This window comes from Amycolatopsis orientalis, from assembly GCF_000943515.2.
Taxonomy (GTDB): Bacteria; Actinomycetota; Actinomycetes; order Mycobacteriales; family Pseudonocardiaceae; genus Amycolatopsis; species Amycolatopsis orientalis.
On sequence record NZ_CP016174.1, the window covers coordinates 8,673,752 to 8,698,075 of the forward strand.

The 24,324-nt window shown below is 66.9% G+C and carries 19 protein-coding genes; 5 read left to right on the top strand and 14 right to left on the bottom strand.

Translation table 11 applies throughout. From position 1 onward, the window contains the following. Positions 1-328: 328 nt before the first annotated feature. The 5 genes from tuf to SD37_RS42910 all read right to left on the bottom strand — a co-directional run bounded on the left by tuf (position 329) and on the right by SD37_RS42910 (position 5,128). Entirely contained in the window at positions 329-1,522 is a 1,194-nt protein-coding gene (gene tuf, locus SD37_RS37890; RefSeq protein ID WP_007031035.1) for an elongation factor Tu, read from the bottom strand. A gap of 127 nt (positions 1,523-1,649) precedes the next feature. After that, positions 1,650-3,749: an elongation factor G gene (gene fusA / locus SD37_RS37895; protein WP_044855730.1), complete on the bottom strand. Its 2,100-nt coding sequence runs from the start codon at positions 3,747-3,749 to the stop codon at positions 1,650-1,652. A 63-nt stretch (positions 3,750-3,812) separates the two neighbouring features. Next, the gene (rpsG, locus tag SD37_RS37900; protein WP_005166770.1) at positions 3,813-4,283 is read right to left on the bottom strand and encodes a 30S ribosomal protein S7; all 471 of its coding nucleotides are present in this window, start codon (positions 4,281-4,283) and stop codon (positions 3,813-3,815) included. Beyond that, the gene (gene rpsL / locus SD37_RS37905) at positions 4,283-4,657 is read right to left on the bottom strand and encodes a 30S ribosomal protein S12 (RefSeq protein WP_003102113.1); all 375 of its coding nucleotides are present in this window, start codon (positions 4,655-4,657) and stop codon (positions 4,283-4,285) included. The genes rpsG and rpsL overlap by 1 nt, the downstream gene beginning before the upstream one ends. A gap of 324 nt (positions 4,658-4,981) precedes the next feature. Continuing rightward, positions 4,982-5,128 carry a hypothetical protein gene (locus SD37_RS42910; RefSeq protein ID WP_145926824.1) on the bottom strand — a complete coding sequence of 49 codons (147 nt, stop codon included), beginning with the start codon at positions 5,126-5,128 and terminating at the stop codon, positions 4,982-4,984. Positions 5,129-5,318: 190 nt separating this feature from the next. Between SD37_RS42910 and SD37_RS37910 the strand changes: the two genes are divergently transcribed. From SD37_RS37910 to SD37_RS37925, 4 genes are read left to right on the top strand one after another with little or no spacing between them, the layout of a single operon-like run. Beyond that, a complete protein-coding gene (locus SD37_RS37910) occupies positions 5,319-5,882 on the top strand; it encodes a YbaB/EbfC family nucleoid-associated protein (RefSeq protein ID WP_044855731.1) in 564 nt (187 codons plus the stop codon). Further along, positions 5,882-6,238 (top strand): WXG100 family type VII secretion target, encoded by a 357-nt coding sequence (locus tag SD37_RS37915; protein WP_044855732.1) that lies wholly within the window; start codon positions 5,882-5,884, stop codon positions 6,236-6,238. The genes SD37_RS37910 and SD37_RS37915 overlap by 1 nt, the downstream gene beginning before the upstream one ends. Then, complete coding sequence (locus SD37_RS37920) at positions 6,238-7,503, top strand: WXG100 family type VII secretion target (RefSeq protein ID WP_052675136.1); 1,266 nt, start codon at positions 6,238-6,240, stop codon at positions 7,501-7,503. Before SD37_RS37915 ends, SD37_RS37920 begins: the two co-directional genes overlap by 1 nt. 40 nt (positions 7,504-7,543) lie before the next feature. Further along, positions 7,544-8,242, top strand: a complete 699-nt coding sequence (locus tag SD37_RS37925; protein WP_044855733.1) for a hypothetical protein — start codon at positions 7,544-7,546, stop codon at positions 8,240-8,242. A gap of 63 nt (positions 8,243-8,305) precedes the next feature. Here the strand turns inward: SD37_RS37925 and SD37_RS37930 are convergent, their stop codons facing one another. The 6 genes from SD37_RS37930 to SD37_RS37955 all read right to left on the bottom strand — a co-directional run bounded on the left by SD37_RS37930 (position 8,306) and on the right by SD37_RS37955 (position 13,724). Further along, a complete protein-coding gene (locus SD37_RS37930; protein WP_044855734.1) occupies positions 8,306-8,806 on the bottom strand; it encodes a GNAT family N-acetyltransferase in 501 nt (166 codons plus the stop codon). Between the two features lie 175 nt (positions 8,807-8,981). Further along, a complete protein-coding gene (locus SD37_RS37935; RefSeq protein WP_044855735.1) occupies positions 8,982-9,473 on the bottom strand; it encodes an MmpS family transport accessory protein in 492 nt (163 codons plus the stop codon). A 55-nt stretch (positions 9,474-9,528) separates the two neighbouring features. Next, positions 9,529-9,762, bottom strand: coding sequence for a hypothetical protein (locus tag SD37_RS37940; protein WP_044855736.1), 234 nt, complete (start codon positions 9,760-9,762; stop codon positions 9,529-9,531). A 26-nt stretch (positions 9,763-9,788) separates the two neighbouring features. Then, positions 9,789-10,022: a hypothetical protein gene (locus tag SD37_RS37945; RefSeq protein WP_044855737.1), complete on the bottom strand. Its 234-nt coding sequence runs from the start codon at positions 10,020-10,022 to the stop codon at positions 9,789-9,791. A 61-nt stretch (positions 10,023-10,083) separates the two neighbouring features. Then, positions 10,084-11,844: a hypothetical protein gene (locus tag SD37_RS37950; RefSeq protein ID WP_044855824.1), complete on the bottom strand. Its 1,761-nt coding sequence runs from the start codon at positions 11,842-11,844 to the stop codon at positions 10,084-10,086. Positions 11,845-11,924: 80 nt separating this feature from the next. Continuing rightward, on the bottom strand, positions 11,925-13,724 hold the full coding sequence (locus SD37_RS37955) for a hypothetical protein (protein WP_044855738.1): 1,800 nt from the start codon (positions 13,722-13,724) through the stop codon (positions 11,925-11,927). A gap of 639 nt (positions 13,725-14,363) precedes the next feature. Between SD37_RS37955 and SD37_RS37960 the strand changes: the two genes are divergently transcribed. Further along, positions 14,364-15,170, top strand: a complete 807-nt coding sequence (locus SD37_RS37960; protein ID WP_044855739.1) for a M15 family metallopeptidase — start codon at positions 14,364-14,366, stop codon at positions 15,168-15,170. Positions 15,171-15,384: 214 nt separating this feature from the next. Here SD37_RS37960 and SD37_RS37965 read toward each other — a convergent pair whose 3' ends face one another. The 3 genes from SD37_RS37965 to rpoB form a co-directional block, all read right to left on the bottom strand. Then, complete coding sequence (locus SD37_RS37965; RefSeq protein ID WP_044855825.1) at positions 15,385-16,500, bottom strand: serine hydrolase domain-containing protein; 1,116 nt, start codon at positions 16,498-16,500, stop codon at positions 15,385-15,387. A gap of 244 nt (positions 16,501-16,744) precedes the next feature. Further along, positions 16,745-20,656 (bottom strand): DNA-directed RNA polymerase subunit beta', encoded by a 3,912-nt coding sequence (locus SD37_RS37970; RefSeq protein WP_044855740.1) that lies wholly within the window; start codon positions 20,654-20,656, stop codon positions 16,745-16,747. Positions 20,657-20,741: 85 nt separating this feature from the next. After that, positions 20,742-24,242 (bottom strand): DNA-directed RNA polymerase subunit beta, encoded by a 3,501-nt coding sequence (gene rpoB, locus SD37_RS37975; RefSeq protein WP_044855741.1) that lies wholly within the window; start codon positions 24,240-24,242, stop codon positions 20,742-20,744. Positions 24,243-24,324: the final 82 nt, after the last annotated feature.

Genomic DNA, 24,324 nt, shown 5'->3' on the forward strand with positions numbered 1-24,324 from the left:
CTCGCAGTTCAACGGCCCTGTCCCCGGTCCACGCGGTCGGGCGTGTCGCGCCCGACGCACAGACGGATCCCGCGGGATCGTCGTCTTGCTGGTCTTCCTCATGTGAGGAGGCAGCGATCCGGCCGTGCCGTCTCAACCGCCGCGCCCGCTGGCCTCACCCGAAGGAAGAGCTCCACGGACCGTGGCCGCTCATACCAGGGCGGCCGGAACCCGGTTTCCGAAGAACCGCGGATTCGGCCGCCCCAGGACGAGCAACCTGAATAGTGTCGCACACGTGATTTGACGCCCCTAACCCGGGGGTGTATTGCCCCCGGGCGGGGCGTCTAAATCACTTGATGATCTTGGTGACCTGGCCGGCGCCGACGGTCCGTCCACCCTCACGGATGGCGAAACGCAGACCCTCGTCCATGGCGACCGGCTGGATCAGCACAACGCTGATGTCCGTGTTGTCGCCCGGCATGACCATCTCGACACCCTCCTTGAGGGTGACGACGCCGGTCACGTCCGTGGTACGGAAGTAGAACTGCGGGCGGTAGTTGTTGAAGAACGGGGTGTGACGGCCACCCTCGTCCTTCGACAGGATGTAGACCGAGCCCTCGAACTCCGTGTGCGGGGTGGTGGTGCCCGGCTTCACGACGACCTGGCCGCGCTCGACGTCCTCGCGCTTGATACCGCGGACCAGCAGACCGACGTTGTCGCCGGCCTCACCCTGGTCGAGCAGCTTGCGGAACATCTCGACACCGGTGACGGTGGTCTTGGTCGACTTCTCCTTGATGCCGACGATCTCGACCTCTTCGTTCACGTTGACGCGGCCACGCTCGATACGGCCGGTCACGACCGTGCCACGGCCGGTGATCGTGAAGACGTCTTCGATCGGCATCAGGAACGGCTTGTCGAGCTCGCGGACCGGGTCCGGCACGTTCTCGTCGACGGCTTCCATCAGCTCGAGAACGCTCTCGCCCCACTTGGCGTCGCCCTCGAGGGCCTTCAGGCCGGAGACCTTGATGACCGGAGCGTCGTCACCCGGGAAGTCCTGGGAGGACAGCAGCTCGCGGACCTCGAGCTCGACGAGCTCCAGGATCTCCTCGTCGTCGACCATGTCGGCCTTGTTCAGCGCGACCACGATGTAGGGCACGCCGACCTGCTTCGCGAGCAGCACGTGCTCACGGGTCTGCGGCATCGGGCCGTCGGTCGCCGCGACCACGAGGATCGCGCCGTCCATCTGCGCCGCACCGGTGATCATGTTCTTGATGTAGTCCGCGTGACCGGGGGCGTCCACGTGGGCGTAGTGACGCTTCTCGGTCTGGTACTCGACGTGCGAGATGTTGATCGTGATACCGCGCTGCTTCTCTTCCGGCGCGTTGTCGATCTGGTCGAACGCCGAAGCGGTGTTCAGCTCGGGGTACTTGTCGTGCAGAACCTTGGTGATCGCCGCGGTCAGAGTGGTCTTACCGTGGTCGACGTGACCGATGGTCCCGATGTTGACGTGCGGCTTGGTCCGCTCGAATTTCGCCTTCGCCACTGGAATGTCCTCCTGGACTTTTTTGCTTACTCACCGGCCAACGTGGCTGTCGTCGGACGGAGATTCGTTTCTCGGTGGGTGCTGCGGACGGTCAGGAGTGTCCCTTATGCCCGCGGACGGACGGGAACTACTCCCCCGTCGCCTTCGCGATGATTTCCTTGGCGACGTTCGCGGGAACCTCGGCGTAGGAATCGAACACCATGGAGTAGTTGGCACGTCCCTGGGTACGCGACCGCAGGTCACCGACGTAACCGAACATCTCCGACAGCGGGACCAGTGCCTTGACGACACGGGTACCGGCGCGCTCCTCCATGGCCTGGATCTGGCCACGGCGGGAGTTGAGGTCGCCGATCACATCACCCATGTAATCCTCGGGCGTGGTGACCTCGACGGCCATCAGCGGCTCCAGGATGACCGGACCGGCCTTCTTCGCGGCTTCCTTCATCGCCATGGAGCCGGCGATCTTGAAGGCCATTTCCGAAGAGTCGACCTCGTGGTACGCGCCGTCCAACAAGGTGAACTTCAACCCGACGAGCGGGTATCCGGCCAGCACGCCGTACTGCATGGCGTCCTGCGCGCCCGCGTCGACCGACGGGATGTACTCCCGCGGCACGCGGCCACCGGTGACCTTGTTGTCGAACTCGTAGAGGGCACCGTCGGTGGACTCGAGCGGCTCGAGCTTGACGATGACCTTCGCGAACTGACCGGAACCACCGGTCTGCTTCTTGTGCACGTAGTCGAGCTTCTCGACCGTCTTGCGCACCGTCTCGCGGTAGGCGACCTGCGGCTTACCGATGTTCGCCTCGACCTTGTAGTCGGACTTCATGCGGTTGACCAGCACCTCGAGGTGCAGCTCGCCCATACCGGCGATGATCGTCTGACCGGTGTCCTCGTCCAGGTTGACCTGGAACGTCGGGTCCTCTTCGGCCAGCTTCTGGATCGCCAGGGAGAGCTTCTCCTGGTCGGCCTTGGTCTTCGGCTCGATCGCGACGCGGATGACCGGCGCCGGGAACGTCATCGACTCGAGGACGACCGGGTTCTGCGGGTCGGCGAGGGTGTCACCGGTGGTGGTGTCCTTCAGGCCGATGACCGCGTAGATGTGGCCGGCCTGGGCCTCGTCGACCGGGTTCTCCTTGTTGGAGTGCATCTGGAAGAGCTTCCCGATGCGCTCCTTGCGCTCCTTGGTGGCGTTGATCAGCTGCGCGCCGGCGGCGACCTTGCCCGAGTACACCCGGATGTAGGTCAGCTTGCCGAAGAACGGGTGCGCGGCGATCTTGAACGCCAGGGCGGAGAAGGGCTCCTCGGTCGACGGCTTGCGCGACACGACGGTCTCGCCGTCGGGCAGCGTGCCCTCGACGGCGGGGACGTCCAGCGGCGACGGAAGGTAGTCGATGACCGCGTCGAGCATGGGCTGAACGCCCTTGTTCTTGAAGGCGGAACCGGTGAGCACCGGGTACGCCTCGCGGTTCACGGTGAGCTTCCGGATACCGGCCTTCAGCTCGGCCTCGGTCAGCTCCTCGCCCTCGAGGAACTTCTCCATCAGGGAGTCGTCGGTCTCGGCGATGGCCTCGACCAGCTTCTCCCGGTACTCGGCCGCCTTGTCGGCGAGCTCGGCCGGGATCTCCTCGACGGCGTAGTCCTCACCCTTCTGGACCTCGCCGCGCCAGGTCAGCGCCTTCATGCGGACCAGGTCGACGACGCCTTCGAACTCGTTCTCGGCGCCGATCGGCAGCTGGATGACCAGCGGGCGGGCGCCGAGGCGCTCCTCGATGGTGCGGACGGTGAAGTAGAAGTCCGCGCCGAGCTTGTCCATCTTGTTGACGAAGCAGATACGAGGAACCTCGTACTTGTCCGCCTGACGCCAGACCTGCTCGGACTGCGGCTCGACACCTTCCTTGCCGTCGAAGACGGCGACGGCACCGTCGAGCACGCGGAGCGAACGCTCCACCTCGACGGTGAAGTCGACGTGGCCCGGGGTGTCGATGATGTTGATCTGGTGATCGGCCCAGAAGGTGGTGGTGGCAGCCGAGGTGATGGTGATACCCCGCTTCTGCTCCTCCTCCATCCAGTCCATGGTGGCGGCGCCATCGTGGACTTCACCGATCTTGTAGTTGACCCCGGTGTAGAACAGGATCCGCTCGGTGGTGGTGGTCTTACCGGCGTCGATGTGGGCCATGATGCCGATGTTGCGGACCTTGTTCAGGTCGGTCAGCACTTCACGTGCCACGAGAGTGTTCCCCTGTCTCAAGAATGGGGCCCGGCAAGGCTTTGATCGGCAGCCGGGCGGTCATCACCAGCGGTAGTGCGCGAAGGCCTTGTTGGACTCGGCCATCTTGTGCGTGTCCTCGCGCCGCTTCACGCTGGCGCCGAGGCCGTTGCTCGCGTCGAGGAGCTCGTTCTGCAGGCGCTCGATCATGGTCTTCTCGCGGCGAGCCGCGGAGAAGGACACCAGCCAGCGAAGCGCGAGGGTGGTGGAGCGGCCCGGCTTGACCTCGATCGGCACCTGGTAGGTGGCGCCACCGACACGGCGGCTCTTCACCTCGATGGTGGGCTTCACGTTGTCGAGCGCGCGCTTCAGCGTGACGACCGGGTCGGTGCCGGTCTTCTCGCGAGCACCTTCGAGGGCGCCGTAGACGATGCGCTCGGCCAGGGACCGCTTGCCGTCCTTCAGCACCTTGTTCACCAGCTGGGTGACCAGCGGGGATGCGTAGACGGGGTCAGAGATCAGCGGCCGCTTCGGCGCCGGACCCTTGCGAGGCATTAGCTCTTCTCCTTCTTCGCGCCGTACCGGCTGCGCGCCTGCTTACGGTTCTTGACACCCTGGGTGTCGAGCGAACCGCGGATGATCTTGTAACGGACACCCGGCAGGTCCTTCACACGACCACCGCGCACGAGCACCATCGAGTGCTCCTGCAGGTTGTGGCCTTCACCGGGAATGTAGGCGGTGACCTCGATGCCGCTGGTCAACTTCACACGAGCGACCTTGCGAAGCGCCGAGTTCGGCTTCTTGGGGGTTGTGGTGTACACGCGAGTGCACACGCCACGCCGCTGCGGGCTCCCCTTGAGGGCCGCGGTCTTCTGCTTGGCAGCCTTGTCCTGGCGGCCCTTACGGACCAGCTGCTGGATCGTGGGCAATGGACCAGCTTTCTGTTCGCGATCTTGCTACTACGTGTCTGTCTCCGGCCCCCGCGGTCGGGCGTGTCGGCCCGCGTCACGGTCTCTCGACCGGTAACTTCCCGTAGGGATTTTCCGTCGGATCCCGTGTGGGCGAAGCCTTCGAACCGGATGCCTGAGCACCCCGTTCACGCCGCACGGCACACGGGACGGCCCGACGCCTGCCGGGCACGGTCTCCAAAGATACCCGGCCACTTCGGGGCCGACCAAATCGGGGGGTCGATAACTATATCGTGCCGGGCGTCACGCCGCGGCCACCCTGATGGAACGGCGTTTCGGCCGCTTTCATTCCTCGTCGGGCTTCGCGTGGTCCGGCCTGCCCGGGTTCGGATCCCGGCCGAGGTCGATCAGCGGATGCACGGGTGCCCCCTCCGGCGCCGCGTGACTCCCCCGCCTGGGTTCTTCGGTGCTTTCCTGCTGCTCGGCGTCCACGACGCCCTCCCCTCGCTGTGCTGATACCGCCTTACTCGGCGAACCACGCTACCCATTCCACCAACGGGTGAGCCGGATGGATCCGGGAAGCACACCATCGCGTCGAACCGGTGAATAGGTCACGATGACACCGGTCACAGCGTCGATCGGGCGTTGCTCCAGGTGACGCAGGTACTCACGGGGAGGCTCCATGTCAGCCGAGTTCGAACAGCTGGTCGCGGAATTCGAGAAGTTCCAGTCCAGGATCCAGAACGTCGACGATCGGTTCGCGAACATCGGCGACATGCAGAGCGAACTCAGCGCCCTGCAGGCCACGGCGTCCTCTCCGGACCGTTCGGTCACCGTCGTGGCGGGCCCGGCGGGCGCCATCATGGACGTCCGGTTCACCGAAGAGGCCCTGCGCCAGCGCCCGGAGGCCCTGTCGGCCGCGCTGATGTCGACCATCCAGCAGGCCGTCGCCGAATCGGCGCGCAAGCAGGCGGCCATCGTCGAAGAGCACATGGGGGACGACCTGCACCTGGTCGACCAGGTGCTGGAGACGCAGGCGGAGATCTTCGGAACCACCGTCGAGGAAATGCGGTCGAAGATGGCGGAGGAGGCGCCCCCGCGTCCTTCACCGGAAAGCCCCGACGACTACTCCGAGCGATCGGTCCTCAAGAGCGACCCGGAACCGCCGCGACCGGCACCGCCGTCGTCCGGCGGCTCGGACGGTGACCGGTTCCTGAAGCACCTGTTCGAGGAAGGTGACCACTGATGCCCGACGGTTCGGTCAACGGCGGCTACAACGTGGATCCCGCCGCGCTCCGCCGCTACTCCGGCGAACTCGGCAACTACGGGGGCCAGACCGGGAAGCTGAAGGAAATGGTCGGCCAGGCCGACGTCGGCAACCAGTCCTGGGGACTCGTCGGCCTGTTCACCAAGGACGGTTACACGCAGACCTTGGCCTCCCTCAAGGAGTTGATGGAGGCCATGGCGAAGGGCCTGGACAGCGCCGGCTCGAAGATGACGCAGGCGGCCGACATCTACCAGGGCATCGAAGAAGACCACGTGACCACGTTCAACAAGCTCGAAGTGAAGCTCGACGGACCCAAGACCGGGGGGAAGCCGTAATGGCCGAGGTCAAGGACGTGACCGAGGGCGTCTCGATGAAGTCCTACAAGGACGACACCGTGATCCCCGGGATCAACACCGAGAACGCGATCAAGAAGACGCCGATCGTCGGCGACGCCGTCCAGCTGGGCAAGGACTCCGTCGCGGCCTACAAGCAGGTGTTCGACAGCAAGACCCAGGCCGACGGCGCGGACATCGCGATGGGCGTCACCACCATCGCGATGGACGCCAGGACACTGATCCAGTCCGGTTCGCAGACCATTGTGGACATCGCGACGGATCCGCTCGGCTGGCTCATCGGGCAGGGACTGAGCTTTCTGATCAACGTCGTCCAGCCGGTGCAGGACGCCATCCACTTCGTCAGCGGCGACGGCCCCGCGCTGAGCAAGGCGGCGGAGAACTTCGGCGCGCTGGCGAAGGCGCTGCAGGAGATGTCGGTCAACTTCGACCAGGTCGCGGACGAGCGGCTGGCCGGTTGGGCCGGCGACGCGGGGACCGCGGCGAAGAAGGGGCTCGCGGAGTTCTCCAGCGGTATCAACGGTGTCGCGGCGAAGGCCGGTGACATGGCGCAGATGCTGCAGCTCAACAGCATGCTGATGACCTTCATCGAGGAGCTGATCAAGGCCATCCTGACCGAGGTCATCAGCTGGCTGATCACGTTGTGGGTGCCCGCGATCGCGGCGGCCGTCCCCACCTGTGGCGCGTCGACGGCGGCCGCGGGTGCCGCCACGCCGCCGAAGGTCGCGTCCACGGCGACGAAGACGACGGGGTTCGTCAACCGGCTCCGCAAGATCCTGTCCGACGTGCTGGCGTGGCTGCGGAAGATGCAGGCCAAACTCGCCGACAGCAAGATGGGCAAGTTCCTCACCGACGGCAACAGGGCGACCGACCGGTTCGCCGACCGGATGGCGAACACCAAGTCCGGCAAGGGTTACGTCGACGCTCTGATGGGTGAGAAGGGCATGCTGGGCAAGCGGCTCGACACCCCGCGCCCGGTGTTCAACGCCACCAAGGACGCGGTCGACGTCGACGCGACTTTGCGCGCCGAGATGCGGCGCGACGTCGGCAAGGCGGCGGTGGACGGCGTCGTCAAGGGCGTGACCGGTGCGACGACGGGCGACTGGCAGGACAAGCGCGGCAAGGCCATCCTCGACGCCAGTGGCAAGGTGATCGGCTACGCCAAGGGCTTCAAGACGGCCGCGGACCACGGCGACCGCGGTCAGGAGCAGTCCGATCAGGAGACCAAGAACGATCTGGACTTCTGAGGCTTCCGGGCTTCTGGTTGGCGGGGAAAGGGAATTCACGATGGTCTCGGCACTCGACGCCGATTCGCCGGTCATGATCACCCTAGGGGCGATCCTCATGCTCGCGGTCGGCGTCGGGCTTCTGTTCCTGGTCCTGTTCCTCGCCGGGAAGGTGCGCGGCCGTCACGAACGGGGGCACTGGATGAGCGGCTTCGCCGCGGAGAGGTCCGGCCGGTTCCACGCCGAGGACGCCGGCACTTCGCCCGGGTTCGGCGTCGATCCGGTCGGGCGGGACAGGCCGCTGGCCGAGGCTTCGGTGACGCGGGCGGTGGAGTTCCGGCACCGCGACCACGACGTCGCCGGGGTCGACTTCCTGGACGATCGCCATCAGCCGGGCGGGGACACGACGCAGCGTGCCTTCCATTCGGTCCAGGTGCGGGTGCCGGATTCCGCGGCGCTCTTCCTGGCCGCCGACGGCGTGTTCCCGACCCGGGTGCTGCGGGAGTTCGAGCAGGTCAAGACGTTCGACAAGGCGTTCGACGGCGCGATCAAGGTCCGCGCCGCCGACCGGGACCGGGCGGCGGCGCTGCTCACGCCCGAGGTGCGCGCGTGGATCCTCGCCGAGCCGCGGTTCGGCCGGTGGCCCGTGTTCGTCGAGCGGGGGACGATCCGCACCGGCGGGCGCCGGTCCCTGGACCGCGAAACCCTGCTCGCCGAGGCCGACTTCCTCATCGACGTCGCCGCCCGACTCCCCCGCTGAAATCGCGTTTAGGGGGCTAAAGTCGCTCCGGGCCCGCGTGAGCCCCGGAGCGACTTTAGCCCCCTAAACGCGATCTGACAGGGCCTGGACCAGGGACTTCGAGAAGAAGTAGTGGGCAAGGGGGTTGTCGTTGAAGCGCTCGACCTCGTCGTAGCCGAGACGCGCGTACAGGGCCCTCGCCTCGACCAGATCGCTGCGGGTGTCCAGGCGGATGGACGTGGCCCCGAGGCCCCGGGCGACGTCCTCGGCGGCGGCCACGAGCAGCGCCGCCCCACCTCGGCCACGCTCGGACTTCCGGAGGAAGACACGGGTGAGTTCGGCGATTTCGGGCGTGGCACCCCGGACCCCGGCGCATCCGGCGAGCACCCCGTCGCGGTACGCGAGGAGGAAGGCGCCGGTCGGCGGGACCAGATCCCGGCTGTGGTGTTGCTCGAGAAGGGTGTCGAGCTCCTCCTCGGGGACCTGGCGACCGTAGTAACGCGACGCGATCTCGTCCAGGTACTCGCGCAGCAACTGGGCCGCGTCCGGGTGGTCGACGGGGGTCACTTCGAAACTCCAGCTCATGACTCCATGATCCCTGGCCCGGCCAGCGAATTTCCGCCCCCGGATCACGGTTAGCCCGCGAAAGTCGACATGGCTGCCAGAGCACGGTTAGCCCGCGAAAGTCGACCTGGGGCGTACGGGAGGGAGACTGGGCCGGGAGCGCGATTAGGGGGCGAAAGTCGACCTGGGGGCGGGGTCAGGAGGGGGTCAGGCGGCCGGCGCAGGTCGCGACCTCGCCGGGGGCGGACTTCTGGGACGTGACGACGGCGCCGCCCACGGTCACCCGGCATTCGACGGCGCCCTCGCCCTGCCCCAGCAGCTGGACGGTCGGCGGCGCGCCGGTGTTCTTCCACGTGAGTTCCTTGCGCCACGGGAGCGTCACCTGCGGTTCTTGGTGCACGAGCCCCAGCCCGTTCGAGTCGTAGACGACGGTCGCGGTCCCCGTGCCGTCGAGCTCGTAGGTGATCCGCCAGTCGTTCGACACCGGTTGCGGCCGCTCCTGGCTGAGCGTCCGTGTGATCGTGCGGTCCGGCTCGCGCGACGGCGCACTCTCTGTCGGCTCACCGACGACGGCCACGGTTTCGGCGCGCGGCTCCTCATCGCCGTTGAGCAGCACCACACAGGTCGCGAGCGCGGCCACCACGATCCCCGCGATGGCGGCGCGCCCGATCAGTTGTCTGTCGGCCATCGGTTCTCCTCACCGAAGGCGGCGGCGCGGCCCGGCAGCCGCGCCGCCACGGAAATCAGGACGGCAGCAGCCTGCCGGGGACGCCGTTGAGCGACTGGATGAGACCGAACACCGGGACGCCGAGCGGGGCGAACGTCCAGATGTTGTTGAGGTCGCTCGTGTCGGGTTCGTCGACGACCACGACATCGTTCGGGGCGGCTTCCGCGGCGAGCGCCGGGGCTGCCGAGCCGAGCACGACGAGACCGGCGAGCGCCACACCGGCGACCGCGTGGGCGAGTGTCTTCTTCATGAGTTTCTCCTTTACTGGTAACGGTTTTACGAAATCGGCGTGATGATCCCGAAGATCGGCGCGAGGACGCCGGTCGGCGCCGTGACGGCCGGGCCGAGCAGGCCACCGAGGTCGACGCCGGGGATCAGCCAGAGCCCCGGACCGCCGCCACCGGCCGGCGGGGCCGGCAGCGGGTCGGCCGAGGCGACCCCGCCCGCCAGTCCGGACAACGCGCCCGCCACGGCGAGCGGCAGCAGCACACGAGCCGCGATTCGCTTCATTTCATTTCCCTTTCTTTCGTGGAAATCGAGCCTTACCGCTGCTGGAATCGAGCGGAATCCTTCACCGCAGCACCGAGCTGACCGGCACGATCGTGCCGTCGGGGATCCATTGCCCCGCGTAGTCGCGGTGGGCGATCATCCCGGCGGGGTGCGGTTCACCCGGGTACATCGGCATGGCGTTGACCTGCGCCGCGGCGAAGATCTGGACGTCGCCGTTCACCGACGTCCACTGGCCGCCCAGCCAGTTCCGGAAACCGCCGAGCGTGGGGCTTTCGCCGCCGAAGGCGTTGTTCGCGGCGACCGCGAAGCTGACGGCGACCTGCTCTCGCGGGTCGAACCTCAGCGGCACCGAAGAACTCGCGACCGAGTTGACGATCGGCCCGTTGAGCAACCACGGCGCGAGGTACAGGCCGTACTGGTGGGTCGGTTTGAGCCGCTGGGACTCGGCCGCGCGGGTCATCGCCGTGTAGCCGCCCGCCCAGCCGGACACCACCAGCAGCGCGGTGTTCGGGCCCGCTTCGGTCTGAACCGGGAGCCCGGCACGAGCGGCGGTCTCGCGGACCAGTTTCGCGGCGGCGACACCGCGCGGCGAGTCGTCTTCGACAAGGGTGAGCGCGGAAGGCTTGCGGCCGGCGAGAAACTCGACGAGTTTCACCAACGAACCACGGTCCTCACCCAAAAGCGCGTCGGACGGGCACGACGTGAGGGCCTCGCGGCGGTCGGCGATCAGGCCGCCCAACGCGGCCGAAGCGCACTCGGGCGCTTCCGTGTCGGCGATCTCGGGGCCCTGCTCCTCACCCGCGTCGACCTCGATCGTCGTCTTTTCCGCGCCACGGCTGATGATCAGGTCACTGCGCCCCTTCGGCAGGTCGACCTCGGCCCAGGTGCCCTCGGCACCGGGACGCACGATGGCCTTGCCGATCAGGCCGCCTTCGACGCCGGCGGACAGGTCGTCCCCCGCGCTCGCCGGGAAATGGACGAGGTTCCTGCCGGGCCGCTGCGGGCTCACCAGTACCGGGAACCGCTGGTCTCCGACGGAGGCGTCGGCGAGCAGCGGAACCCCGGGAATCGGAAGTTCAGATGGTCGGGGAATGGCCGCGAGTGCGCTCCAGGCAACGAAACCGACGGCCACGGCGCCTGCACCGAACCGATAGGCACGGGTGGATTCCTTGTCCGACAAGAAGAATCCGGCGACGGCGGTGGCGACGACCGGAAGCACGGTGATCACCAGCAACGTGATCCCGAAGAAGGTTTCGTAGACCCGGCGGTCGAACCCGAGTCCGGACGAGAACAGCTGGACCGCGCCGGCGACGACGAGAAGTCCGCCGAGTGTCAGGGAAAGCGGGCCGAGCCGGAAGTTCGTCTGGCGCCATCGCTCGGCGGGCACCCAGACGGAAAGAACGGTGACGCCGAACCACAAGGCCGCCGCCGCGACGTAGACGGTGTCGATGGCGAACTCGACACCGGACCGCCCGAGCGAGGTTTCGAGCACCACCAAAGCGGCCAGCGCGAGGGAAGCCCACCGGACGGTTGACGGCCACCGCACCAGGACGGGAATGGCCAGCGCCAGCACGATGTGCACGATCAGCGCGATGGCGTTGACGTCGGTCGCGAAGGCCGAAACCGCCGCGAGAGTGGCGGAAATCCCGCCGAGCGCGGCGATGGTGAGAGACAGGCGTCGGGGAAGTTCACCCACCAGCGGGCGCAGAATCCCGGTTCCGGCAAGGAAAGCGGTCGTCAGCAGGAGCCCGAGCCGGAGCAGGATCAAGGCGATGCCGACTCCGGGCGAACCGGAACTCGCCGGTATGACGTGGTGATCCATGGGGACCTTCCGGAACGAATCGGCGGAACCGGGGGTGACGGGGTGCACCCGCCACCCCCGGTCTTCCGCGCCGAGCAGGGTTATTTGAGATCCGCGTCCGCTACGACGAACAGTTCGGAGTGCGGTTTGGCGTTTCCGAAGGACCCGTGCGGCCAGGTCTTCCGGTTGAAGTTGATCCCGACCTGTCCGGTGAACTCGTCCCGGAAGTTCTGGTCGACCGCGATCTTCCCGTCCTCGCCGAGGTTCAGCAGGTTGACCTTGTGGTCACCGTCCAAACCGGACCGTGCGACGAAGTAGTTCGACACCGCGAGGTGCCGCGGCTTGTCGGTTTCGTGGTAATAACCGTCGTCACCGAGCACGAAGTTGTCGTACGCGCCCCAGTGCGGCCCACCACCCGACGTACCCGGGTTGATCGGCGCCGCGCCGACAACGGTCGGCAGGTCGCCGCCACCGCCCTGCTGCGACTTCTCCTTCGTGTCGATCCGGCCGTTGATGTTCTCGACCTTGTCACCCGCGGCGACGAGCTTCTGGATGTCGAGGACGTACACACCACCCGTGGTGCCGGGGTCGTCCGGGCCGAGCGCGCCCTTGGAGCGTCCGGTGATCGCGCGGTAGAGGTACTTGTCGTCGGGGCTGGTCTGGATCCAGCCGCCGTTCGAACCACCGCCGTTGGAATCGTTGTTCGGGTGGATGGCCTTGTTCGCGGCACCGTCGTCGAACACCTGGATCCAGTGCGGTTCCTTGGCGGTGATGTCCGGTGTGTAGAACACCGCGCCGCCCTGCATCGTCTGGGCGAAGGCACCCTTGTGGCCGGGCAGGTTGGTCACCGTGGTCTCCATGACCGCGCGGCTCTCGGCGTGCAGCGGGTCGGCCGGGTCGGCCCGCGGACCATCCGGCAGGTACGAGACCGCCTTGAGCTTCGGCTTGTTGCGGTCGGAGATGTCCCAGGTCCGGACGGTCGGGCGCCGCAGGTACGGCGACGGCTGCTTCACCGGGTCGAGGATGATGTTGCGAGGCTCGGCGTAGTCACTGGTGACCAGGGTGTTGAGGTCCTCGCGGGCCTGGATGCCGTGCGGGTTGGCGCAGGTCGGCTTGTCCAGTTGCGGGAGGTTGTCGCACAGCTTCTTGTTGTCGCCCTGCGGGGTGGCCGCCGGGGACTCGGAAAGCACCTGCGCGTTCTGGTCGAAGCGGACGACCTCGCCGGGGCTGCCGGCGAAACCATTGCCCACCACGGTGGACCCGTTGGCGTAGGTGTGCGGGCCGGGCACGACCGGGCCACCCATGTAGGTCCCGTATGCCGTGCCGTCCTTGAGCACCCAATACGCGTCCGGCACGGAGCCGCCGAGGGTCTGGGTCGGGAGGCTGACGCCCTTGAGCTTCAGTTGCGGCAGCGCGGAGACGTCGAAGGCGTACGTCGCGGCGGCGAACAGCGCGCCGGCGTAGATCGTGTCCCCCTTGTGCCACACGTACTGCATGTGGTGCGGCTCGTTCTCGACGAGGGGTCCGACGGTGGCGGTGTTGACGACCTTGCCGTAGGTCGGCGAGCCCTGCGTCGCGTCGATCACGGCGAGGAAGTCCGGACCGGGCAGCGCGTTCTTGATCTTGTTCAGGCCGCCGCCGAGCGAACCCGGCAGGTTCTTGATGTCCTTGACCAGGGTGTCGGCGATGTTCTCGTCACCGGCCCAGACCAGCAGCCACTTCTTGCGCTTGCCATCGGCACTCCGAGCCGCCGCGACATCCTTGGTGACCAGGTGGTTCTGGACCCAGTACTCCTTGCCGTCCGCCGCCTTCTTCGCGTCCTTGACGACCTGGACGTCGGCATAGGCACTCGTGGACGAGCCGGTATAGGTCACCGTGCCCACGGCGAGCGCCGCCGCCATGGCGCCTATCGCCACTTTTCGCCACTTGGGCGAGTTGGATAGCATTCTTTCTCCCTGTTTTCACTACCGAAGCGCCAGACAATTGGCATACCTCTCCCCTCTTTCGCGCAGGCGTCACCGGCACGGATCAGGGGAAAGCGATCAACCGCCGGTTCGAACAGGAAACCGTTGCGGCACAGCAGAAATCGTTAGCGCACGCCGAAGTCGCGCATCCGTTTCGGATGCTCGAATCGCCCGGAACGCGAAGAGCCGTAAAGGGTCAGGAATCCATACACAGCGCGCTTGCTTGCTGCCGCAAGTCAACGTGCCGGCGCCACACCAAGGCGACTGGGGATTGCATGGGCGAAATACTCGTGCGAAGCCGTCGGAGTGTCAATCTTGTGATCAAAGAATGGGACATGCCACGGGCGGGTGAAATTCCCACAATACGGATGAGCCGTTAGGCCGAACGAGTGACGATCTTCCGAGTAGTGGGAACTAGGCCACCTGGCGGCACTACAGCAGGTCACAACGGCCCAGTAACCTGCTCCCGACGACCGCGAGGGCGTTATGAGTTCGTTATGAACTCTCGGGAACCAGCCCGTGGCATCGCACGATCGGCGGGTCCGCGAAACTCACCAACGCGGTAAGACAGGGGCCATGCCCAAGACGATCAGGCGGGCGCTGGCCGTTGCCGTCCTCGCCGTGCTCACCACGTTTCCCGTGCCCGCGCAGGCTTCGGAGCAGACGGCGCCGCCGGAGTTCGTCGCACTCTCGGACGTGGCGCCGACGATTTTGCACGAGATCCGGTATCGCGGGCGGCACAACTTCGTCGGCCGGAAGATCGACGGGTACGTCCAACCGCTGTGCCTGCTGACCCGGCAAGCCGCAGAGGGATTGCGTGTGGCCCAGCGGCGGCTGCTGCGGCAGGGCTACACGCTCAAGGTGTACGACTGCTACCGGCCGCAGCGCGCCGTCGATCACTTCGTCCGGTGGGCCAAGGACCTCTCCGACGAGAAGATGAAGGCGGAGTTCTACCCGAACGTGGCGAAGGACAGGCTGTTCGCCGACGGGTACATCGCGGAGAAGTCCGGGCACAGTCGCGGGAGCACGGTGGACCTGACGATCGTGAAGCTGCCGCCCCGGCCGCAGCGGCCCTATCGCCCGGGTGAGGCGCTGGTGCCGTGCTTCGCGCCGGACCGGTTCCCGGACAACATGGTCGACATGGGGACCGGGTACGACTGCTTCGACACGCTCTCGCACACCGACGACCCGCGGATCACCGGCGAGGCGCGGGCGAACCGGCAACTCCTCAAGGGCACCCTCGCGGCGGCCGGCTTCCGGAACCTCGCCGAGGAGTGGTGGCACTACACCCTCAACGCGGAGCCGTTCCCGGACACCTACTTCGACTTCCCCGTCGCCCGGCACTCCCTGACCTGCGCCCCCTCCCCCACGGATCGCGATTAGGGGGCGAAACGCAAGTCAGCCCACCCGGGTGCCCGGATCACGCTTAGCCCGCGAAACGCAAGTCGCCCCGCCGCCGGCGCCCGATCGCGATTAGGGGGCGAAACGCGATCCCCCGGGGCGAGGGGCGCGACTTGCGTTTCGCCCCCTAATCGCGCTCCGGGGCCGGGAGGTGCGTTTCGCGGGCTAAAGGTGATCGGAGCGAGCGGGCTGGGGGTCAGGCGGGGGCGGTGAGGGCGAGGTGCTTGAGGGCCGTCACTGCCTCGTCGATGGGGTGCGACGTCCCCTCGGCGTCCGGCTTGCGCCACCGCGCGAGGTTCATCGCGGCGGAGAACTGCCGCTCGCCGTCGACGCTGGTCCAGGACAGTGTCGAGGCTCCCCAAACCGTTCCGTCATGGCCCCAGAAGGTGCCGTGCCCGGGGATCTCGGTCTTGTCGAGACCGAGGCCGTAGTCGACCAGCTTCCCGTTCTGCCTGATGACCGGAACGAGACGCTGCATCTCGGCCAAGGAAGACGGGCTGACGATCTCGCCGCCGAGAAGCTTGCGGTAGAAGCGGTTGAGATCCTCGACGGTCGACACGAGACCGGCGCCGGCCGTCACCCAGGACATGTCGTAAGTGCTGTAGTCACGGGGCGGGTCGATCAGGCCGAACAGCGCTTCGTACATCCGCGAGTGCGGTTCCTCGATCCACGCGACGGAGGGAAACCCGGTGTGCGTGAGGCCCGCGGGCTCGATGATGGCGCGGCGGATGTGCTCCTCGACCGGGGTGCCGGTCAGCTGCTCCAGCAGTTCTCCCAGGAGGAAGTAGTTCGTGTTGGAGTACACCCCCGGCGTGCTCCCCGGCTCGCCGGTGGCGGGTGCGCCGACGCCCAGCGCGATCAACTCGGCCGGGCGGAACTTCCGGAAGCGGTTGTCGTCCAGGCTCCCGGGCGCGAATTCCTTGAGCGAAGGGAAGGCGTGCGGCAGATATTCGGCGAGGCCGCTGGTGTGGTTGATCAACATCCGGACCGTGATCTCGCGGCCGCGCTCACCGGGGACCAGCTGCGGCAGGTGATCCCCGATCGGCACGTCGAGCCCGGTTCGCCCGGCCTCGACCTGCTGCAGCACCGCGGCGGAGACGAAGGTCTTGGTGATGCTGCCGACGCGTTGCAGCATCTCTGGCTCGACGGGGCGACCGGTCTCGAGGTCCGCGACACCGGAGGCACCGCGCCAGACCTGCTCGCCCACCCGCACCTCGGCGAACACACCGGGCACCCCCGCCCGGTGGACTTCGTCCAAAGCGGACTGAAGCTGCGCGAACGCCGTGTTCTCATCTGTCTTGAGGGAATCCATGCCGACCATCCTTTCGGCCGGCGCTCCCGAGATCGCCCGCCAAGCGTCGCGCATCCAGGCGGATACCGCACCGATCGTCGCTCCCCCGGCCAGGTCGACTTTCGCGGGCTAACCGCGATCCGGCAGGTGGGGGGCACGGGCCGCGGTTAGCGGGCTAAACGCGAGTGGGGTGGGGGCTGGGGCGGGGAAAGCGAAGCGCCCCTGGCCGGGGGGCCAGGGGCGCTTCGGGTGGAGCGGGGGTGGATCAGCGGAAGTCGCGGCCGAAGTCGTAATCGTCCAGCGGCACCGCGGCACCCGGGGTGGAGCCGAAGACATCCGGGGTGTAGTAGCCGTCGTCGTAGGACGGGATCGCGTAAGCGGCGACCCGCGCCTCCTCGGTCGGCTGCACCTGGATGTTGCGGTACTTGTTGATCCCGGTACCGGCCGGGATCAGCTTACCGATGATCACGTTCTCCTTGAGGCCCACGAGCTTGTCCGAGCGGCCGTTGATGGCCGCGTCGGTCAGGACACGCGTGGTCTCCTGGAACGAGGCCGCCGACAGCCACGAGTCCGTGGTCAGCGAGGCCTTCGTGATCCCCATCAGCACCGGGCGACCCGAAGCGGGCTCGCCGCCCTCGGCGACCGACGCCCGGTTCTTGGCCTCGAACTTGGTCCGCTCGGGCAGTTCGCCCGGGAGGAAGTCCGTGGCACCGGAGTCGATGATCGTCACCCGGCGCAGCATCTGCCGGACGATGACCTCGATGTGCTTGTCGTGGATCGACACACCCTGCGCCCGGTACACCTTCTGGACCTCGTCCACCAGGTGCATCTGCGCCTCGCGCGGCCCCATGACCCGCAGAACCTCGTGCGGGTCCGGGGTGCCCTCGAGCAGCTGCTGGCCGACCGCGACGCGGTCACCGTCACCCAGCGGGCCGTTCGGGGTGTTCGCGAGCCGCTGACGCTTGGACAGCTTGTCGAAGACGATCTCTTCGCTGCCGTCGTCCGGGATCAGCGTGATCTTCCAGAACCGCTCGCTCTCCTCGATGCGCACACGGCCATCGACGTCGGCGATCGGCGCCTTGCCCTTCGGGACCCGGGCCTCGAACAGCTCCTGGACACGGGGCAGACCGGTCGTGATGTCGTCACCGGCGACACCACCCTGGTGGAACGTACGCATCGTCAGCTGCGTACCCGGCTCACCGATCGACTGGGCCGCGACGATACCCACGGCCTCGCCGACGTCGACGAGCTGACCGGTCGCCATGGACCGGCCGTAGCAGGTGGCGCAGATACCGACGGCCGACTCGCAGGTCAGCACCGAACGCACCTTGACCTTGGAGATCCCGCTCGAGATGAGCTTGTCGATCGCCGGGTCACCGATGTCGTCACCGGCGTTGAGCACGACGTTGCCCTTGGCGTCGACCGCGTCGGTCGCCAGGTTCCGCGCGTACACGCTGGTCTCGACGTGCTGGTCGCGCAGGACCTTGCCGTCGCCGAGGTCCTCACCGATCGGCATGTTGATACCGCGGGTGGTGCCACAGTCGATCTCGCGGACGATGACGTCCTGCGACACGTCCACCAGACGACGGGTCAGGTAACCCGAGTCGGCGGTACGGAGCGCCGTGTCCGCCAGACCCTTACGGGCACCGTGCGTCGCGATGAAGTACTCCGCCACCGACAGGCCTTCACGGAAGTTGGCCTTGATCGGACGCGGGATGTACTCACCCTTCGGGTTCGACACCAGACCACGCATACCGGCCAGCGACCGGACCTGCGTCATGTTGCCCGCCGCGCCCGACTTCACGATCATCGCGATCGGGTTGTCGTCCGGCAGCGCCGTCTCCATGATCTTGTGGACCTCTTCGGTGGCCTGCGTCCACACCTTGACGAGCTCGTTGTTGCGCTCGGCGTGCGACAGCTGACCACGCTGGTACCGCTTCTCGACCTGGTCGGCCTTGCCTTCGTACTCGTCCAGAATGGCCTTCTTGCCCGTCGGGACCAGCACGTCGGAGATCGCGACCGTGACGCCCGAACGGGTCGCCCAGTAGAAACCGGCGTCCTTCAGGCGGTCCAGGGTCTGCGCGACCTGGGTCATCGAGTAGCGCTCGGCGAGGTCGTTCACGATCAGGGCCTGACGCTTCTTCGGCATCGGCTCGTTGATGAACGGGTAGTCCGCCGGCAGCAGCTCGTTGAACAGCACGCGGCCCAGGGTGGTCTCGGCCAGCCAAGCCTTGCCCGGCTCCCAGCCCTTCTCCGCGAGCGCCGCTTCGTCGGCCTTGGCGGGCTGACGGTCGGTGATGCGGATCTTGACCGGGGCGTGCAGGCTCAGCGCCTTGCGGTCGTACGCCATGATCGCTTCGGCGGGCGAGGAGTAGGCGTTGCCCGCACCCTCGGCCTTGTCGTTCAGGCGGGTCAGGTGGAACAGACCGGTCACCATGTCCAGACGCGGCATGGCGAGCGGGCGGCCCGACGCCGGCGAAAGGATGTTGTTCGCCGACAGCATCAGGATGCGGGCCTCGGCCTGCGCCTCCGCGGACAGCGGGAGGTGCACGGCCATCTGGTCACCGTCGAAGTCCGCGTTGAACGCCTCACAGACCAGCGGGTGCAGCTGGATGGCCTTGCCTTCGACCAGCTGCGGCTCGAAGGCCTGGATACCGAGGCGGTGCAGGGTCGGCGCACGGTTCAGCATCACCGGGTGGCCGGTGATGACCTCTTCGAGCACGTCCCACACCTGCGGGCGCGAGCGCTCCACCATCCGCTTGGCGGACTTGATGTTCTGCGCGTGGTTCAGGTCGACCAGCCGCTTCATGACGAACGGCTTGAACAGCTCGAGCGCCATGTCCTTCGGCAGACCGCACTGGTGCAGCTTCAGCTGCGGACCGACGATGATGACCGAACGGCCGGAGTAGTCGACACGCTTGCCGAGCAGGTTCTGACGGAACCGGCCCTGCTTGCCCTTGAGCAGGTCGGACAGCGACTTCAGCGGGCGGTTACCGGGACCGGTGACCGGGCGGCCGCGGCGGCCGTTGTCGAACAGCGCGTCGACGGCCTCCTGCAGCATCCGCTTCTCGTTGTTGACGATGATCTCGGGCGCGCCGAGGTCGATCAGCCGCTTCAACCGGTTGTTCCGGTTGATGACCCGGCGGTAGAGGTCGTTCAGGTCGGAGGTGGCGAAGCGGCCACCGTCGAGCTGGACCATCGGGCGCAGGTCCGGCGGGATCACCGGGACGGCGTCGAGCACCATGCCGCGCGGGTCGTTGCCGGTGGCCTGGAAGGCCGCGACGACCTTGAGCCGCTTCAGCGCGCGGAGCTTCTTCTGCCCCTTGCCGTTGCGGATGGTGTCGCGCAGGTTCTCGGCCTCGGCCGCGACGTCGAACTCGGTGGCCAACTTCTGGATGGCCTCCGCGCCCATGCCGCCGGTGAAGTACTCGCCGTAGCGGTCGACGAGCTCGCGGTAGAGCAGCTCGTCGGCGATCAGCTGACGGACGTCGAGCTTGGTGAAGGTCGTCCAGACCTCCTCGAGACGGTCCAGCTCGCGACCGGCGCGGTCACGGATCTGGCGCATCTCGCGCTCGCCGCCCTCCTTGACCTTGCGGCGGACGTCGGACTTGGCGCCCTCCGCCTCCAGCTCGGCCAGGTCGGCTTCCAGCTTCTGCGCCCGTGCCTCGATGTCCGCGTCACGCTTGGTCTCGAGGTTCTTGCGCTCGACGCCGATCTCGTTCTCGAGGGTCGGCAGGTCGTTGTGCCGCAGCTCGGTGTTCACACCGGTGATCACGTAGGCCGCGAAGTAGATGATCTTCTCGAGGTCCTTCGGCGCCAGGTCGAGCAGGTAGCCGAGGCGGGAAGGAACACCCTTGAAGTACCAGATGTGGGTGACGGGCGCGGCCAGCTCGATGTGGCCCATCCGCTCACGACGCACCTTGGCGCGGGTGACCTCGACGCCACAGCGCTCGCAGATGATGCCCTTGAAGCGGACCCGCTTGTACTTACCGCAGTAGCATTCCCAGTCCCGGGTCGGGCCGAAGATCTTCTCGCAGAAGAGGCCGTCCTTCTCGGGCTTGAGCGTCCGGTAGTTGATGGTCTCCGGCTTCTTGACCTCGCCGAAGGACCACTGACGAATGTCGTCGGCGGTAGCGAGGCCGATGCGGAGCTCATCGAAGAAGTTGACGTCCAGCACGTCTTTACATCCCCTTGGGGTTGATGCGACTAGAGGAGTTGGCGAGCGGAGGCGGGAGCCTGAGTGGCTCCCGCCTCATCGCGGATCAGTGCACGACGTCGTCCACCGAGGGCGACTCGTTGCGGGACAGGTTGATGCCGAGGTTCGCCGCGGCACGCTCGAGGTCCTCGTCGTCGGAGTCGCGCATCTCGATCGCGGCGCCGTCGCTCGACAGCACCTCGACGTTGAGGCAAAGCGACTGGAGCTCCTTCAGGAGCACCTTGAACGACTCCGGGATACCCGGCTCGGGGATGTTCTCCCCCTTGACGATGGCCTCGTACACCTTCACGCGGCCGACCACGTCGTCCGACTTGATCGTCAGCAGCTCCTGCAGCGTGTAAGCCGCGCCGTAGGCCTGCATCGCCCAGCACTCCATCTCACCGAAGCGCTGGCCACCGAACTGCGCCTTACCACCCAGCGGCTGCTGCGTGATCATCGAGTACGGACCGGTGGACCGGGCGTGGATCTTGTCGTCGACCAGGTGGTGCAGCTTCAGGATGTACATGTAGCCGACGGCGACCGGGTACGGGTACGGCTCGCCGGAGCGGCCGTCCAGCAGCGTGGCCTTGCCGTTCTGCTTGACCATGCGCTCACCGTCGCGGTTCGGCTTGGTGGCGCCGAGCAGGCCGGTCAGCTCGTCTTCCTTCGCACCGTCGAACACCGGGGTGGCGGTGTTCGTGCCGGGGTCGACGTCGTAGAGCTCCTCGTTGAGGTTCTTCGCCCACTCCGGGTTGCCCTCGATCTTCCACCCCTGCGACGCCAGCCAGCCCAGGTGGAGTTCCAGGACCTGGCCGATGTTCATACGACGCGGGACACCGTGGGTGTTCAGGATGATGTCGACGGGCGTGCCGTCCTCCATGAACGGCATGTCCTCGACGGGGAGGATCTTGCCGATGACACCCTTGTTCCCGTGGCGGCCGGCGAGCTTGTCGCCCGGCTGGATCTTCCGCTTCTGGGCCACGTAGACGCGGACCAGTTCGTTGACGCCCGGGGGCAGCTCGTCGTCGTCCTCGCGCGAGAACACGCGGATGCCGATGACCTTGCCGGTCTCGCCGTGCGGCACCTTCAGCGAGGTGTCGCGGACCTCGCGGGCCTTCTCGCCGAAGATCGCGCGGAGGAGGCGCTCTTCCGGGGTCAGCTCGGTCTCACCCTTGGGCGTGACCTTGCCGACCAGGATGTCGCCGTCGCGGACCTCGGCACCGATGCGGATGATGCCGCGCTCGTCGAGGTCGGCCAGGACCTCCTCGGAGACGTTCGGGATGTCCCGGGTGATCTCCTCGGCGCCCAGCTTGGTGTCGCGGGCGTCGATCTCGTGCTCCTCGATGTGGATCGACGTGAGCACGTCGTCCTGCACCAGGCGCTCGGAGAGGATGATCGCGTCCTCGTAGTTGTGGCCCTCCCACGGCATGACCGCGACGAGCAGGTTCTTGCCGAGCGCCATCTCACCGTTCTCGGTGGACGGGCCGTCGGCGATGACCTGACCCTGCTCGACCCGGTCGCCCTCGTTGACGATCGGGCGGTGGTTGAAGCAGGTGCCGTGGTTGGAGCGGCGGAACTTGTACAGTCCGTAGCTCTTCCGCGTGCCGTCGTCGTGCATGATCGTGATCAGGTCCGCCGAGAGCTCCTCGACGACACCGGCCTGCTCGGCGACGAGCACGTCACCGGCGTCGACCGCGGCACGCAGCTCCACCCCGGTGCCGACGTACGGCGCCTGGTTGCGGAGCAGCGGCACGGCCTGGCGCTGCATGTTCGCACCCATCAGGGCGCGGTTCGCGTCGTCGTGCTCGAGGAACGGGATCATCGCGGTCGCGACCGAGACCATCTGCCGCGGCGAGACGTCCATGTAGTCCACGTCGAGCGGGTCGATCAGCTCGACCTCGCCGCCCTTCTTACGGACCAGGACGCGGTCTTCGACGAAGGTGCCGTCGTCGTGGATCGGCGCGTTCGCCTGCGCCTTCACGAAGCGGTCTTCCTCGTCCGCGGTGAGGTAGTCGACCTGGTCGGTGACGCGGCCCTCGACGACCTTGCGGTACGGGGTCTCGATGAAACCGAACGGGTTGACCCGCGCGTACGAGCAGAGCGAACCGATCAGGCCGATGTTCGGGCCTTCCGGCGTCTCGATCGGGCACATGCGGCCGTAGTGCGACGGGTGGACGTCACGGACCTCCATGCCGGCGCGCTCACGCGACAGACCACCGGGGCCGAGGGCGGACAGACGACGCTTGTGCGTCAGCCCCGACAGCGGGTTGTTCTGGTCCATGAACTGCGACAGCTGCGAAGTACCGAAGAACTCCTTGATCGCCGCCACGACGGGACGGATGTTGATCAGGGTCTGCGGCGTGATCGCCTCGACGTCCTGGGTGGTCATCCGCTCACGGACGACGCGCTCCATCCGGGACAGACCCACGCGGATCTGGTTCTGGATGAGCTCGCCGACGGTGCGGAGACGACGGTTGCCGAAGTGGTCGATGTCGTCGGTCTCGACCGGGATGACCTGGTCGCCGACGGTCGCCTTGTCCTCGCCGGCGTGCAGCCGGACCAGGTACTCGATCGTCGAGACGATGTCCTCTTCGGTCAGCGTCCCGGTGTCGTACGGGGTGGTGAGGCCGAGCTTCTTGTTCAGCTTGTACCGGCCGACCTTGGCGAGGTCGTAGCGCTTCGGCTTGAAGAACAGGTTCTCCAGCAGCGTCTGCGCGCTCTCCTTGGTGGGCGGTTCGCCCGGGCGCAGCTTGCGGTAGATGTCGAGCAGCGCCTCGTCGGTGCCGGCGGTGTGGTCCTTCTCGAGGGTGGCGAGCAGCGTCTCGGAGAAGGAGAAACGCTCGCGGATCGCCTCGGTGGTCCAGCCGAGCGCCTTCAGCAACACGGTCACCGGCTGACGGCGCTTGCGGTCGATACGGACACCGACGGTGTCGCGCTTGTCGACGTCGAACTCGAGCCACGCACCGCGGCTCGGGATGACGCGGACGTTGAAGACGTCCTTGTCCGTGGTCTTGTCGACACTGGTGTCGAAGTACACACCCGGCGACCGGACCAGCTGGGACACGACGACACGCTCGGTGCCGTTGATGACGAAGGTGCCCTTGTCGGTCATCACCGGGAAGTCGCCCATGAAGACCGTCTGGCTCTTGATCTCGCCGGTGTTGTTGTTCACGAACTCGGCGGTCACGAACAGCGGGGCCGCGTACGTCATGTCCTTGTCCTTGCACTCCTCGACGGAGGCCTTGACCTCGTCGAAGCGCGGGTCGGAGAAGGACAGCGACATGGATCCGGAGAAGTCCTCGATCGGCGAGATCTCGTTGAGGACCTCTTCCAGGCCACCGACCGGGTTTTCTTCACCTTCTTCGACGCGGCGTTCGAACCACGCCTCGTCGCCGGTGAACCATTCGAAGGACCTGATCTGCACGTCGAGCAGGTTCGGGGTGTTGAGCGGCTCGCGAATCTTTGCGAAGGAGACCCGCTTGGGGGCTCCCGGGATTCCCGTGGACTCCGAGCGAGATACAGCCGAGGTGGTCGCAGCAGTGGCCTGGTTCGCGGGAGAGACTGCCAAGATGCGTCCTTCCGGGGACAATGAGCGGTGAGCAGCCGCGTCAGCAACAGCTGATGCGGTCTGTCAAGGGTGCCGTGTGCCC

Excerpts from the sequence above, each read along its gene's own strand:
- SD37_RS37910 (WP_044855731.1), top strand. The coding sequence starts at position 5,319 with ATGTCAGCCGAGTTCGAACAGCTGGTCGCGGAATTCGAGAAGTTCCAG.
- SD37_RS37915 (WP_044855732.1), top strand. The coding sequence starts at position 5,882 with ATGCCCGACGGTTCGGTCAACGGCGGCTACAACGTGGATCCCGCCGCG.
- SD37_RS37965 (WP_044855825.1), bottom strand. The coding sequence starts at position 16,500 with ATGGATTCCCTCAAGACAGATGAGAACACGGCGTTCGCGCAGCTTCAG.
- SD37_RS37925 (WP_044855733.1), top strand. The coding sequence starts at position 7,544 with ATGGTCTCGGCACTCGACGCCGATTCGCCGGTCATGATCACCCTAGGG.
- rpsG (WP_005166770.1), bottom strand. The coding sequence starts at position 4,283 with ATGCCTCGCAAGGGTCCGGCGCCGAAGCGGCCGCTGATCTCTGACCCC.
- SD37_RS37960 (WP_044855739.1), top strand. The coding sequence starts at position 14,364 with ATGCCCAAGACGATCAGGCGGGCGCTGGCCGTTGCCGTCCTCGCCGTG.
- SD37_RS37945 (WP_044855737.1), bottom strand. The coding sequence starts at position 10,022 with ATGAAGCGAATCGCGGCTCGTGTGCTGCTGCCGCTCGCCGTGGCGGGC.
- SD37_RS37950 (WP_044855824.1), bottom strand. The coding sequence starts at position 11,844 with ATGGATCACCACGTCATACCGGCGAGTTCCGGTTCGCCCGGAGTCGGC.
- SD37_RS37930 (WP_044855734.1), bottom strand. The coding sequence starts at position 8,806 with ATGAGCTGGAGTTTCGAAGTGACCCCCGTCGACCACCCGGACGCGGCC.
- SD37_RS37920 (WP_052675136.1), top strand. The coding sequence starts at position 6,238 with ATGGCCGAGGTCAAGGACGTGACCGAGGGCGTCTCGATGAAGTCCTAC.
- SD37_RS37935 (WP_044855735.1), bottom strand. The coding sequence starts at position 9,473 with ATGGCCGACAGACAACTGATCGGGCGCGCCGCCATCGCGGGGATCGTG.
- SD37_RS37955 (WP_044855738.1), bottom strand. The coding sequence starts at position 13,724 with ATGGCGGCGGCGCTCGCCGTGGGCACGGTGACCTATACCGGCTCGTCC.
- SD37_RS37940 (WP_044855736.1), bottom strand. The coding sequence starts at position 9,762 with ATGAAGAAGACACTCGCCCACGCGGTCGCCGGTGTGGCGCTCGCCGGT.